Source organism: Pseudomonas fungipugnans (assembly GCF_029955235.1).
Taxonomy (GTDB): Bacteria; Pseudomonadota; Gammaproteobacteria; order Pseudomonadales; family Pseudomonadaceae; genus Aquipseudomonas; species Aquipseudomonas fungipugnans.
Genome location: NZ_JARBWL010000001.1, coordinates 1,860,121 through 1,872,820 on the forward strand (window position 1 = coordinate 1,860,121; position 12,700 = coordinate 1,872,820).

Sequence of the window (12,700 nt, forward strand, 5' to 3'; positions counted from 1 at the left end):
GCGCAATGCGGACCTTTTCGTTGAGCCAGAGCGGTCAGCCGGCGATGGCGCGGTCAGCCGACAGTTTGCCGGCGCCTTCGATCAATACCGCGATGCTGCCGCCGAGCAGCGCCAGGGCGAACTCGTAACCGTTGTTGGCCATGAACAAGCCGTTGTGGATGTGCACCGAGAAAATCGCCACCAGCGACAGGATAGTCAGCCCCAGCGCGGCCGGACGCACCAGCAGGCCGATAATCAGTGCCAGACCGGCGAAAAACTCAGTACCGCCAGACAGGGTAGCCATCAGGTAGCCCGGTGTCAGGCCAAGGCTTTCCATGTACTGCGCGGTCCCGGCCAGGCCATAACCACCGAACAGGCCAAAGAGCTTCTGTGAACCGTGAGCGGCGAAGATGATGCCGACAAAGATCCGCAGAACAGTCAGGCCGTAGCCAGCGCGGGTAAACAGTACCTTGTTGATCAGAGTGGTCATGCTGGGTCATCCATTGTGAGTGTGTGTGGGTTGGTCGCCATATTAATCAATATATTTCATGTTAAAAGCGCAAAAAACCCGCCATAACAATCAGTTTAATCGATTATTTACGTGTGGCGACTTTTTGCCTTGAGGGCTCCAACGATTCCCGCTCGCGATCAAACGCCAAGTAGTACTTGTTGACGCTATTCACATAGCTGACCGGCCCCATCCCCACCTGCTCCATGGCAATGCGTTCGACCTGGAAGAACCACTGATTGGGATTCAGGCCCCGGCGGCGAGCTTCGGCGCGCATCGCCTGCACCCGCTCCGGGCCGATGTTGTAGGCCGCCAACACGAAGGCCATGCGCTCGCGCTCATTGAGTTTGGGGCTGGCAAAGAACTTGCGACGAATCATGGCCAGGTACTTGGCACCGGCCTGCACATTGGCATCGAGATTCTGAATATTGTTGACCCCCACCCGCTGGGCCGCGGACGGGGTGATTTGCATCAGCCCGGTCGGTCCGCCGCCGTTGTGGGCCTCGGGTTGCAGGGCGGATTCCTTGAAGGCCAGCGCCGCGAGGTTCAGCCAGTCCATGCCCTGGGAATCGGCGTGTTTCTGCAACACCGGACGCAGTTTTTCCAGACGCTGGCGGTCAGCCTTTGCCAAGGGATAATGCACTTGGTACAGACGCCGATAGATGCGCAGGAACGCCACGTCTTCATCCGACGGCTTCTTGTAAGTGCTCAGGAAGCGATCAATGCTGGCCCGCAACATTGAAGCATCACGACGCACAAACCAGTATTCCTCGCCGGGCTCGCTAATGAGCAACTGCCGGTCAAAGCGCAGCTTGGGCAGAATCTTGCCCCAGCGTTCAGCAATCGGTTGTTCGACGATGGTCAGGTGAAAAATGCCGCCCTGGACCATCTCCAGCACGTCTTCCACCGCGAGACTGGGATCGACCCATTCGATCTTCACCGGCGCCAGTTTGTGCAACGCAAGTTTTTGATTGATCTGACTGACCGCATCACCGGCGGCGCTGCCCGTCGGCAATGCCAGGGTTTTACCGGAGAGTTGTTCGACACGGGTGTAGCGGCGTTCGCCCTTGATACCGACCAGCAGCAATGGCACATGACTGGCAATTGGTTCGCTGGTACTGACGGCATGGCCTGATTGTGGATCGAGCAATTCTCCCGGCGCCACCAGATCCCCTTCACCGCGGGTCAATGCACCGAGCAGTTGGTCTTTGGATTTGGGAATGATCTTGAGGGTGATTTCCTGACCGTCACGGGCGTGGCCGTTGAGATACTGCTCAAAAGCGCGCAGTCGATGATATTCGACGCCAATGGCCTGGCCCTGGACTTCGCCGGAGCTGTTGCGGCTCTGATTGACCAGCACTCGCAGCACGCGGCTGTTACGAATCTCCGAAAGATCGCGCACCTTGCTCGACGGCACGGCTTGCAGCGGCCCGGCCAGACGCGCGACCGCCGGCATCGGCAGCAGCAACGAACAACACAGCAGTAGCAAAACCGAGGGACGTGTCATCCACTCTCCGGAAAGAATACTGGCCGACCTCATGAACAATTCACGAAATCGGACGACAGAAACAGAGCGCCTGGAGCGCTGGCAAAGTGCGAAAGACGGGTACCAACTTGTCTCGCGGCATCAAAAGACAGCTTCAACTCGTTGTAGTTCTTGGCTTTTCTTATAAATCTACAGCTCTGATATGCTTTCCGGCCTTTGGTCCGAGGTAGCACCATGCAACTCATCGATATCGGCGTCAACCTCACCAACCCCAGTTTTGCCGACAAACACCAGGCCGTACTCGACCGTGCCTATGCCGCCGGGGTCTGCCAATTGGTGCTTACTGGCACCAGCGTCGAGGGCAGCGAACAGGCCCTGCAACTGTGCCGACAACTGGATGAAAGCGCTGAACGGTTGTTCGCCACCGCCGGTATTCACCCGCATTCGGCCAGCGACTGGAACGCCGACAGCGCCCAGCGCCTGCGCAGTTTGCTCAAGGAGCCGAACATGGTCGCCGTGGGTGAATGCGGGCTGGATTTCAATCGGGATTTCTCCCCGCGCCCGCAACAGGAAAAGGTGCTCGAAGAGCATCTGGCCATGGCAGTCGAGTTGCAATTGCCGGTGTTCCTGCATGAGCGCGATGCCAATCAGCGCCTGCTGGAAATCCTGCGCGATTACCGTGACCAGTTACCGGCAGCCGTGGTGCATTGCTTTACCGGGGAAAAGAAGGCGCTGTTCAGCTATCTCGATCTGGATCTGCACATCGGCATCACCGGATGGATCTGCGACGAACGCCGGGGCACGCATCTGCATCCGCTGGTGAAAGAGATCAAGGCCGGGCGCCTGATGCTGGAAAGCGATGCGCCATACCTGCTGCCGCGCACCCTGCGACCCAAGCCGAAGAATGGCCGTAACGAGCCGGCGTATCTGACCGACGTTTTGCGCGAAGTGGCGTTACATCGTGGTGAGAGCGAGGAAGAACTGGCGGCACATACCACTGCTTGTGCGCGGACTTTCTTCCGTCTGCCTTCGATCTCCGAGTAACCACAGGGGCAATGGTCTGCTTGTTGATTTGCATCAAGATCCCGCCCCCTGCATAGCGGCACAATGCTGGCACCTTGCCAATGCTGTTTCCGCTATCAGAGAAGACCTCCATGGGTGCCTGGCTTAGCAACATCTCGCTGAAATATAAATTCTGGGCGGTCAATGCGGTCGCCTTTGTCACCACCCTGCTGCTAGTGCTGTACGCCGTGCAACTCGAGCAGCAGGCCCGCAGCCAGGCCTCCCAGGCTTCGGCCCAGGCTCAGGCACGCTTGCTCGGCGCCTGGCCTGCCGGTCAACCGCTGCCCAAGGCCGACAACCTGCTGACATTCAATCGCGGGCAAGCGCCGCTGTTGAATGAGCAGCCCTTGTTGGAACTGACCGACACCCACGGCTGGGTCGAGATCAACTCAATGCCACTGTTCGGCGACAACCCGTTGATGGGCGCCGACGTCTTCGCCCGTGCCGATGGCCAACAAGTCGCGGTGATCGCTTATGGCCCGAGCCTGAGTCAGGTGTTCGGTGAACGCTTCGTCAACTACGCGGCGGCGGTGTTTATCCTGATGCTGGCGATGCTGGGCGCGTCTCAGTTGTTGATCCGCTTTTTGCTCAGCCAGCTCAATACCCTCAAAGACGTCATGCTCCACGTCGAGAAAACCGGTGATCTTTCAGCCCGTGTGCCGCTGGCTGGCAAAGATGAAGTCGGGCAAATGGCCAACGCCTTCAACGCGATGCAGGCAGGCTATCAGCGAGTGGTCAACACCGTTGCCAGTACCGCACGACAGCTGGACGTCGGCGCAGCGCGGCTGGCTTCAAGCATGAATGAAGTGCGCCATGGCATGCTTGGTCAGCAAAGCGAAACCGATCAGGCCGCCACCGCGATCAACGAAATGACCGCCACCGTCTATCACATCGCCCAGCACGCCGGCGCCACCCGCGATCTCTCGAAAAGCGCCGACACGTTGGCAGGCAGTGGCCAGGAAGTGGTCAGCCGCGTGCAGAAGTCGATCGCCGGGCTGTCCAGCGGCGTGCAGCAGACCGCCGAGATGATCCAGCGCCTGGCCGAAGACAGCCAGAAGATCAACGGCGTGGTCAGCGTGATTCACAGCATCGCCGAACAGACCAACCTGCTGGCGCTGAACGCGGCCATCGAAGCCGCCCGGGCCGGTGAAATGGGCCGTGGTTTTGCCGTGGTGGCCGACGAAGTACGCAACCTGGCCAAGCGCGTGCAAGCCTCGACCGACGAAATCACCCTCATGGTCTCCGCGCTACAGGCGGGCACCCGCGATGCGGTGGACTTCATGCAGGAAAGCTCGTTCAAAGCCGACGACTGCGTGCAACAGGCACAAGAAGCTGGCGCGGCGTTGGCGGAAATCACCCGTGCGGTGGCGCAGATGCGTGAGAGCAACACCCAGATCGCGGTTGCCGCCGAGCAGCAGAGTCAGGTGGCGGAAGAAATGAATCGAGCAGTGGTGAGCATTCGTGATGTGACCGAGAACACCGTGCAGCAGACGGTGGATTCGGCCACGACCAGCAATGAGTTGGCGACCTTGGCCGGGGAGTTGAGCAAGGCCATAGGGCAGCTCAAGCTTTGACGGCCCCTTCGCGAGCAGGCTCGCTCCCACAGATAAATCGCATTCCAGTGTGGGTGCGAGCCTGCTCGCGAAAGCGCCAGACCGGCCAACATCAATAGCGAACATGATCCACTATCACCCCGATAGCCAACCTTGATTCGCCGCCCACCCTGCCCACGCCTATTCTTCAATCATGTGTTCAACACCGAATGAGGAGTATTCAACATGGGCAAACGTCATCCGCACCTTCCCGCCTGGCAATGGCGAGTGAACCCGCAGAATCATCAGCACCCGACCCATTTCGTGTTGCAGCTGATTGCGGTGCCGCTGTTCATTATCGGCTTCCTGCTGGTGGTCTCCGGGGTCTTCAGCCTGAACCTGCCAAGCGTGGCAGTCGGTGTTGTCGGCCTGCTCGCCGCCCTCGGCCTGCAACGTCACGGTCACAAGTTCGAGGCGTGAGGGACGCTGATCAGGCGAAGATCGTCACGGTCTGCCGGCTCATGGCAATGAGCCGGCCGTCGGCGCTCCACAGTTTGGCAGCGGCGTGTCCGTAGCCGTCGGCGGCATGGTCGATTTCCACCAGGTACTTGCACCAGTCCAGCGTGCTCAGATCGAGCAACGGCTGGACGAATTCGATGGTCCAGGTCAGCGTACTGCCCATCGCCGGCTTGTTCAGGTGCGGTAACAGGGCCGGTGGCCAGGCATCTACCAGTGCCAGAATGTACGCCTCGGTGACGGCCTCATTCTTCTCCCCGCGCAACCGTACCCAGCCCCCCATTTCCCGGGACTTGTTGCCGGTGAACGGCAAACCGCCGACGCTCCAGCGCATCGCCAGGTGCTTCATGAATTCTGGTGTTATGCCTTTGAGGTAAGGCAGTTCCTGGCAATCGTCCCAGTGTTTCATCTGCGGCGCCGGCTGAGCAGTCACGGCGACTTCGGACGGTCGCGAGGCGCCGAAGCTGCCCTGGATCAGCGTCACCACTTGTCCTTTCTGCATGGCACGGCCCAGCACCTGGCTGACAGCTTTGCCTTCGCGTAATACATCCACTTCAAAACTGACCGGCACATCCGGCTCGACCGGGCCGACAAAGGTGATTGCCAGCGATCGCACCGGGCGATCCATCGGCACCTTGGCGCGCATGGCTTCGTACTGCAACGCCGCCACCAGGCCACCGAAACTGGCACGCCCCTGGCCCCACTCGGCCGGAATCGACAACGACTGAGGCTGACGGCGAACAGCGTCGAGCAGATCGGAAAAGTCCATGGCAACCTCATAAGGCGGAAAAAGGATGACGGGATCTTAACCAGCTGGCGCGCGCGGTACAGCGCTTATTCCGGACAAATAAACTGACAGATAGGCCGTCCTGGCCCAAACTTTCATTCAAATATCAGCACAAAACCCTGTGGGAGCTTGCTCGCTCCCACAGGGTTTTGCATTGTTTTCAGGATTTGAAGCAGGACGCACTGAGTGTGTCGAGAACGCGGTCGGCGCGGCTTTCGGCCTTGGCCATGGTGGTTTTCCATGCCGATACGCAGGGCAGCAAATCCGCCTCGTGCTCAGCCCGGACCAGCCACTGCCAGCAATCATGCCAGTCGCCCAAAGCACTTTGCGCCGCTTTGAGCCGTGGCATGGCCGCGTCCGGCAGACGATCAAGGTCGGGATAGGCTTCAATGCCATAACGCACACGCTTGATCAGCAGGCGCAAGCGATGGCGATCATGGGCAGGGTCGTGCAGCGCCTGATCCAGTTTCTTCCACTGCTTGGCCAGGCGCTTTTCGATGCGCTGGCGCAAGCCCTTGAGCAAGCCCTGACGCTGGGAGGCTCGCAGGAAACGCGGGAAGGCGTCGAGGATCATCAGTAGTTGCGCCAACTCGGGGCTCTCGGCGACCGCGGGATAAGCCGCATGCATCTGCGCCATGCGCCGCTGTGCGGCTTCGGGTTGATGGTGCTCGAGCAAATACGCCGCCAGCACTTCACGATCGCGTAACGGCGTAGTCAGTTGCCCCACGCCGGACGCCGCGGTTTCCAGTTGCTCCACACCCGGCAACCCGCGCAGGGGCCGCAGCAGGCTGCGCAAACGGCGAACCGTGGTGCGCAACTCGTGCAACGCTTCAGGATCGGTATGGGCACTCAAACGTGCCTGGCACGCCATAAGACGCACCTCCAGCCCCAGAACATGCGCCACCAACCGATCAACCAACGCTGACATCACCTGCTCCCTGATGCGAGTTCCCCTTGTCGTGTCTGACAACAGTAGCTGCCGTCAGGCGCATGACCATTGAGCCAGGTCATTGCTTAACGACCAGCGCGGGACTCGCGAATATAAAAACGCGCCTTTTCGGCCTTGCTGGTGCAGCCCTCATAACCTTCGAACTGCTGCTGGGTCTTGGCGCCGGTCAGCAACGACAGGGCCTTGGAGTAACTGACTGTGCCGGCAAAACCTTCGGCCTTGGCCAGGTCCAGCTCGTGCCATGCGCTGTCGAGGTTGCTTGCACAGCTGTCGCGGTAAGCGGTTTTACCGGCACAGCCGGCCAATGCCAGCGCGATCAAAGGCACACAGATCCAGGCTTTCATGAATAACACCTCAAATTAGATAAACAACCGTGCAGGTAAGACGGTGTCGCGGGCAAAAAGTGCCTTGCTCCCATAGTCGAAACTATAGCGCTCGCCAGAATACCCATCGGACAACATCGTGTATCAAAAAACGACGTCATCGCCGTGCCCTGCGACCTTAACGATTGAAGCGGGGCCCTTGATGGGTGCATTGTTGAATCTTGTCAGATGAGGGCGGTTCATGAAAAAGCGTGTCGCACTGGTGCTGGGCTCAGGTGGAGCCCGGGGCTATGCCCATATCGGTGTCATTGAAGAGATCGAACGGCGTGGCTACGACATCGCCTGTATCGCCGGTTGTTCCATGGGGGCGGTGGTCGGTGGCATCTATGCCGCCGGCAAACTCGACGAATATCGCAACTGGATCGAAAGCCTGGACTACCTCGACGTGCTGCGTCTGGTGGACGTCAGTTTCAGGCTGGGCGCGATTCGTGGGGAGAAAGTCTTCGGGCAGATCCGCAAGATTGTCGGCGAGATCAATATCGAAGAACTGCGCATCCCCTACACAGCCGTGGCCACCGACCTGACCAATCAGCAGGAAATCTGGTTTCAGGAAGGCTGCCTGCATCAGGCGATGCGCGCTTCAGCGGCGATTCCCAGTTTGTTCACACCGGTGATGCAGGGCAATCGCATGCTGGTCGACGGTGGCTTGCTGAACCCGTTGCCCATCGTGCCGGTGGTGTCGAGTCATTGCGACCTGATCATCGCGGTCAACCTCAACGCCACCAATCAGCGGCATTATAAATTACCGGTTATCCAGCGCCCACCGGCGTTCAAGAGCCGCTTCGACAACCTGATCAATTCCCTCGGTTCGCACTTGCCGTTTCGGCGCAAACAGGCTGAACAGTTATTGTTGCTGGAACAGGAAGCACTGAAGGCCGACGCGGCGGAAATCAACCCGTGGCTGGAGTCTGCCGAACCTCAAGCGCAGCAACCGGCTGCAGCCCCGGAAACCGAAGGCGCGCCGAAATCGGCCACCGGTTCGTTCATCATCGACAACGTCGGGCCGGCGTCCCTGCTGGATTTGATCAACCAGAGTTTCGAGGTGATGCAGACATCGTTGGCGCAGTACAAGATTGCCGGTTATCCGCCGGACGTGCTGATCAATGTGCCCAAGCGGGTGTGCCGGTTTTTCGAGTTCTACAAGGCGCCAGAGTTGATCGCGCTGGGTCGCGAGATTGCGAGCGATACGCTGGATCGGTATGAGAGTGAGCAGAATTGAGTACCTGAAAAATCTCGGGTGACTGCAAGGGCCTCTTCGCGAGCAGGCTTGCTCGCGAAGACGTCAGCCCAGCCAACACAAAAACTAAAGCCCCCCCTCAATCAACCGATACCCGACCCCCGCCTCCGTCACGATAAACCGGGGCTGGGTCGGATCGTCCGCCAGTTTCTGGCGCAGGTGCCCGACCACAATCCGCAGGTAGTGGCTGTCCTCGGTGTGGGTCGGCCCCCAGATGTCCTTGAGCAGTTGCTGCTGGGTGATGACCCGCCCCGGATGGCGTGCCAGTTGTGCCAGCACCGCATATTCCTTGCGGGTCAGGGCCACTTCGGCGCCATCGAGCAGGACCCGGCGATAGGCCAGGTCCACGGTCAGCGGACCGAAGGTCAGCGCCGCCTGCTGGGCTTCACCAACCGGTGCCTGACGCAATAACGCCCGCACCCGGGCGAGAAACTCCTGAATGCCGAACGGTTTGGTCACGTAGTCATTGGCACCGCCGTCCAGCGCTTCGACCTTCTGCCCTTCGCTGGCCCGCACCGACAACACCAGCACCGGCACCGTCGACCATTCACGGAACTCGCGCAGCACTTGCTGGCCGTCCATGTCCGGCAGACCAAGGTCAAGCACCAGCAGGTCAGGTTTGTTCAGCGCCGCCTGGGCCAGGCCCTCGGTGCCGGTACCAGCCTCCAGCACTTTGTAGCCCTGAGAGGCGAGGCTGATGCGCAGGAATTTGCGGATTTGCGGTTCGTCATCAATGACCAAAATGGTCGCGGTCTGGCTCATGAATTCACATCAACACAAAGAAGTGGCAAGAGAGTAGCGCAAGGTCGATCAGGCTTCACTTTCATAACCTGGCTGTTCCTGCAGCGGCAGGTGCAAGGTGATGCAGGTGCCGCGCCCTTCGATGCCGTCGGCGACGCTGATTCGCCCGCCATGAGCACCGACCATGCCCTGACAGATCGCCAGCCCGAGGCCGGTGCCCTGCCCGCCACGATCACCGCGTGCGGCGGTGTAGAACATGTCGAAAATCTTCGCCCGCTCGTCCTCCGGAATACCCGGGCCTTCGTCGCTGACCGAGAAAAACAGTTCTTCCTCAGCCACACCGGCGCGCAATTGCAGGCGTCCGTGAACCGGCGAAAACCGCGCAGCGTTTTCCAGCACATTGACCAGCGCCTGTTCAATCAGCGCAGCGTGCACATACAGCAACGGCAACTCGGCCGGTACTTCGGTGCTGACCTGCAACGGCGCCAGCACGGCGCGCAGACGATTGATGGAGCTGCCGACGATGTCGGCCGGTGAAACCCAGTCCCGCGCCAGTTTCAGGGCGCCGTGACCGAGACGGGTCATGTCCAGCAGGTTCTGGATGTAGCGATCCAGACGTTCGGCTTCATCGCGAGTGCCTTCGAGCAACTCGCGGCGATCCTCCAGCGGAATCGCCTCGCCGAGGGCCAGCAGACTGTCGATGCTGCCGCGCATGGAGGTCAGCGGCGTGCGTAAATCGTGCGACACCGAAGCCAGCAGAGCGCTGCGCAGTTGCTCGGTTTCGCCGTGCAGGCGGGCCGCTTCGAGATCATCGGCCAGTTGCGCGCGGGCCAGCGCCTGCGCCAGCGGTTGGCTCAACGCAGTCAGCAAGCGCCGACGCTGTCCACTCAAGGACTGGCCCTCTTTGGCGCAGACGCCGAGCAACGCCAGCGGGCCGTCTTCCACCGACAACGGCCACCACCACCAACGGCCGAACGGCAACGTACCGGTGCCTGCCCCTGCCGGTTGATCGTGCTGCCAGGCCCAATCGGCGGCAGCACGCTCGGCTTCGGAAAACTCCAGCGGGCCGCCGGCTTCGACTTTCCAGCCACCCTGACCGTCACGGTTGAGCAGGCACAACTTCAAATCGTTCCAGCCATTGAGGTGCTGGGCGGCGGCGCTGACCACGGCCTGCCGATCGGTGGCCGCGGTGAGTCTGCGCGACAGATCAAGCAGTTCACTGGTCTCTTGCTGGGTCTCGCGCAGAGCCTGCAACTGCCGCCGCTGTCGCGCCGCAAGATTGCCGGTAAGGGCCGCCATCAGCAGGAAAAACAGTAGGGTCAATACGTCTTCTTCACGCTGGATGGCGAAGGAGAAATTCGGCGGGATAAACAAAAAGTCATAGGTCAGAAACGACAGCGCCGCGCAGGCCAGTGACGGGCCGAGGCTGCTGCGCACGGCCACCAGCAGCACGGCGGCGAGAAACACCAGCGAGATGTTCGGCAGTGGCAAGACGCTCGACACCGCCCAGGCCAAACCGGTAGCGAGCACCGTTGCCACCAGCGCCAACGTGTAGTCGAACCACACCACCGACAAGGTCGGACGCTGGCGTGGCAGATGCTGTTGCTCATCGCTGTCGAGGACGTTGATTTCCAGCCCGCGTGCATCACGCAACAAGCGCGACGCCAAACCACCGCCGAACAGCCGTCGACGCAAACGCTGTCGCGACTGCCCCACCAGCACTAGGCTGGCACGGCGTTCGGTGGCGTGCTGGATCAGGGTTTTGGCCACCTCGCCGGCCCGCAGCAGCACCACTTCGCCACCGAGGCGTTCGGCCAGTTGCTGGGCGCTTTGCAGGCGCAGACGCGATTGCTCGTCGCGCACGCGGCCGTTGTCCACATGCACCAGGCTCCAGGGCAGATGCCGACGCTGGGCGACACGGCTGGCGTGGCGCACCAGACGTTCAGCCTGAGCATCGCCATCGACCCCGACCAGCAAACGCCCACGCACTGCAGGCGCTGCCTGGCCGAGCTGGCGATAACCCTGTGCCAGATCGTTATCGACCTGCGCCGCCGCGGTTTGCATCGCCAGCTCGCGCAGTGCGGTGAGGTTGGTCTGGGTGAAAAATGCATCGATGGCCGCCCGCGCCTGTTCCGGCACATAGACCTTGCCGTCGCGCAGCCGCTCCAGCAGTTCCCGGGGCGGCAGGTCGATCAGCAGCAATTCATAGGCTTCTTGCAGCACCCAGTCCGGCAGGGTTTCACGCACTTGCACGCCGGTGATGCCACGCACCTGATCGTTGAGACTTTCCAGATGCTGGACGTTGACCGTGGTGAACACATCGATGCCGGCGGCCAGCAGTTCCTGAATGTCTTGCCAGCGTTTGGTGTGGCGGCTGCCGGGGGCGTTACTGTGAGCCAGTTCATCGACAAGGACCAGCTTCGGCTTGGCTTTGAGCAGGCCGTCGAGGTCCATTTCTTCGAGCATCACGCCACGGTATTCCGAGCGCACCAAAGGCTGTTGCGGCAAGCCGCCAAGCAGCGCTTCGGTTTCGGCGCGGCCATGGGTTTCCACGACGCCGGCCATGACTTTCACGCCTTGACGCAGCTGGGTATGGGCCGCTTGCAGCATGGCGTAGGTCTTGCCGACACCGGGGGCGGCGCCCAGGAACACCTTGAGTCGGCCACGACCGTCGCGGGGCAGGTCTGCTAACAGCGCGTCGGCGCGGCCGGAGTCACTCATGCTTGAAGCTCTCTTCTTTCGGATATTTATGTGGTGCTAGTTATGCCGCCTTCGCGAGCAAGCCCGCTCCCACATTGGAATGCCTATCTAATGTGGGAGCGAGCCTGCTCGCGAATGGGCGCGCCGCCGATTTAAAGCTTCTCAAGCGCGATATTCAACTCAAGCACATTCACTACCGGCGGCCCCACCAGCGGCCGTTCGATGTGGGCATCCATCAATTGCGTAAGCGTGGCTACTGGCAGATCCCGGGCTTGCGCGACACGCGCCAGTTGATAGGCAATCGCCTGCGGTGGCAAGTGCGGATCGAGGCCACTGCCAGAGGTCGTGAGCATCGCCAATGGCACTGGCCCCTGACCAGGCACCAGCAGTTTGTTGGCATCGTCGATCACGCGAGTGGCCAGCGCCGGGTTACTTGGCGAGAAGTTGCTGGCGCTGCTCGACACGGTGGCAAACGCACCTGCCGATGGGCGTGGGTGGAACCAGGCGTCACCGGTGAAATCCTGGGCAATCAGCGACGAGCCACGAACCTTGCCGTCGGCATCGCGCAGCAGGCTGCCATTAGCCTGATCGGGGAACGCAACCTGTGCGACACCGGTCACCACCAGGGGATAGGCGACACCGGTGATCAGGGTCATCAGCACCAGCAGGCTCAGGGCCGGACGTATCATTGTGGACATTTCAAATCCTCGAATTCGGGAAAGCAAATACAGAGTTCTGTCAGATGGACCGAGTCGGGCTCTTCGCGAGCAGGCGCGCTCCCACAGGGGAATGCATTTCAATGTGGGCGAGCCTGCTCGCG

Annotated in this window: 11 protein-coding genes and 1 pseudogene; 4 read left to right on the forward strand and 8 right to left on the reverse strand. The window is 60.8% G+C overall.

What is annotated here, in order from left to right; all coding sequences use genetic code 11:
- Positions 1-34 precede the first annotated feature (34 nt).
- Both POF45_RS07315 and POF45_RS07320 read right to left on the reverse strand, forming a co-directional pair.
- Positions 35-469 (reverse strand): DoxX family protein, encoded by a 435-nt coding sequence (locus tag POF45_RS07315; RefSeq protein WP_259495485.1) that lies wholly within the window; start codon positions 467-469, stop codon positions 35-37.
- Between the two features lie 103 nt (positions 470-572).
- Positions 573-1,994, reverse strand: a complete 1,422-nt coding sequence (locus POF45_RS07320) for an MltF family protein (RefSeq protein WP_259495487.1) — start codon at positions 1,992-1,994, stop codon at positions 573-575.
- Between the two features lie 213 nt (positions 1,995-2,207).
- Between POF45_RS07320 and POF45_RS07325 the strand changes: the two genes are divergently transcribed.
- The 3 genes and pseudogenes from POF45_RS07325 to POF45_RS07335 form a co-directional block, all read left to right on the forward strand.
- A complete protein-coding gene (locus tag POF45_RS07325; RefSeq protein ID WP_282315436.1) occupies positions 2,208-3,017 on the forward strand; it encodes a TatD family hydrolase in 810 nt (269 codons plus the stop codon).
- Between the two features lie 110 nt (positions 3,018-3,127).
- Positions 3,128-4,609: a methyl-accepting chemotaxis protein gene (locus POF45_RS07330; RefSeq protein WP_282315437.1), complete on the forward strand. Its 1,482-nt coding sequence runs from the start codon at positions 3,128-3,130 to the stop codon at positions 4,607-4,609.
- Between the two features lie 204 nt (positions 4,610-4,813).
- A pseudogene (locus POF45_RS07335) lies at positions 4,814-5,044 on the forward strand (terminase); the annotation flags it as partial.
- A gap of 13 nt (positions 5,045-5,057) precedes the next feature.
- Here POF45_RS07335 and POF45_RS07340 read toward each other — a convergent pair.
- The 3 genes from POF45_RS07340 to POF45_RS07350 all read right to left on the reverse strand — a co-directional run bounded on the left by POF45_RS07340 (position 5,058) and on the right by POF45_RS07350 (position 7,163).
- Positions 5,058-5,852, reverse strand: coding sequence for an acyl-CoA thioesterase (locus POF45_RS07340; RefSeq protein WP_259495490.1), 795 nt, complete (start codon positions 5,850-5,852; stop codon positions 5,058-5,060).
- A gap of 178 nt (positions 5,853-6,030) precedes the next feature.
- Entirely contained in the window at positions 6,031-6,798 is a 768-nt protein-coding gene (locus tag POF45_RS07345) for a CHAD domain-containing protein (protein WP_282315438.1), read from the reverse strand.
- Positions 6,799-6,884: 86 nt separating this feature from the next.
- The gene (locus POF45_RS07350; RefSeq protein ID WP_259495493.1) at positions 6,885-7,163 is read right to left on the reverse strand and encodes a hypothetical protein; all 279 of its coding nucleotides are present in this window, start codon (positions 7,161-7,163) and stop codon (positions 6,885-6,887) included.
- Positions 7,164-7,383: 220 nt separating this feature from the next.
- Here POF45_RS07350 and POF45_RS07355 point away from each other — a divergent pair, with 220 nt between their 5' ends.
- Complete coding sequence (locus POF45_RS07355; RefSeq protein WP_259495495.1) at positions 7,384-8,421, forward strand: patatin-like phospholipase family protein; 1,038 nt, start codon at positions 7,384-7,386, stop codon at positions 8,419-8,421.
- A gap of 84 nt (positions 8,422-8,505) precedes the next feature.
- Here POF45_RS07355 and POF45_RS07360 read toward each other — a convergent pair whose 3' ends face one another.
- The 3 genes from POF45_RS07360 to kdpC all read right to left on the reverse strand — a co-directional run bounded on the left by POF45_RS07360 (position 8,506) and on the right by kdpC (position 12,578).
- Complete coding sequence (locus tag POF45_RS07360; RefSeq protein WP_259495497.1) at positions 8,506-9,201, reverse strand: response regulator; 696 nt, start codon at positions 9,199-9,201, stop codon at positions 8,506-8,508.
- A 48-nt stretch (positions 9,202-9,249) separates the two neighbouring features.
- Positions 9,250-11,901: a sensor histidine kinase gene (locus POF45_RS07365; RefSeq protein ID WP_282315439.1), complete on the reverse strand. Its 2,652-nt coding sequence runs from the start codon at positions 11,899-11,901 to the stop codon at positions 9,250-9,252.
- Between the two features lie 131 nt (positions 11,902-12,032).
- Positions 12,033-12,578, reverse strand: coding sequence for a potassium-transporting ATPase subunit KdpC (gene kdpC / locus POF45_RS07370; protein WP_259495501.1), 546 nt, complete (start codon positions 12,576-12,578; stop codon positions 12,033-12,035).
- Positions 12,579-12,700 lie beyond the last annotated feature (122 nt).

What these genes read in the sequence shown, in the direction of transcription:
- POF45_RS07345 (WP_282315438.1), bottom strand. Translation starts at nt 6,798, where the DNA reads ATGTCAGCGTTGGTTGATCGGTTGGTGGCGCATGTTCTGGGGCTGGAG.
- POF45_RS07360 (WP_259495497.1), bottom strand. Translation starts at nt 9,201, where the DNA reads ATGAGCCAGACCGCGACCATTTTGGTCATTGATGACGAACCGCAAATC.
- POF45_RS07320 (WP_259495487.1), bottom strand. Translation starts at nt 1,994, where the DNA reads ATGACACGTCCCTCGGTTTTGCTACTGCTGTGTTGTTCGTTGCTGCTG.
- POF45_RS07355 (WP_259495495.1), top strand. Translation starts at nt 7,384, where the DNA reads ATGAAAAAGCGTGTCGCACTGGTGCTGGGCTCAGGTGGAGCCCGGGGC.
- POF45_RS07325 (WP_282315436.1), top strand. Translation starts at nt 2,208, where the DNA reads ATGCAACTCATCGATATCGGCGTCAACCTCACCAACCCCAGTTTTGCC.
- POF45_RS07365 (WP_282315439.1), bottom strand. Translation starts at nt 11,901, where the DNA reads ATGAGTGACTCCGGCCGCGCCGACGCGCTGTTAGCAGACCTGCCCCGC.
- POF45_RS07340 (WP_259495490.1), bottom strand. Translation starts at nt 5,852, where the DNA reads ATGGACTTTTCCGATCTGCTCGACGCTGTTCGCCGTCAGCCTCAGTCG.
- POF45_RS07350 (WP_259495493.1), bottom strand. Translation starts at nt 7,163, where the DNA reads ATGAAAGCCTGGATCTGTGTGCCTTTGATCGCGCTGGCATTGGCCGGC.
- kdpC (WP_259495501.1), bottom strand. Translation starts at nt 12,578, where the DNA reads ATGTCCACAATGATACGTCCGGCCCTGAGCCTGCTGGTGCTGATGACC.
- POF45_RS07330 (WP_282315437.1), top strand. Translation starts at nt 3,128, where the DNA reads ATGGGTGCCTGGCTTAGCAACATCTCGCTGAAATATAAATTCTGGGCG.
- POF45_RS07315 (WP_259495485.1), bottom strand. Translation starts at nt 469, where the DNA reads ATGACCACTCTGATCAACAAGGTACTGTTTACCCGCGCTGGCTACGGC.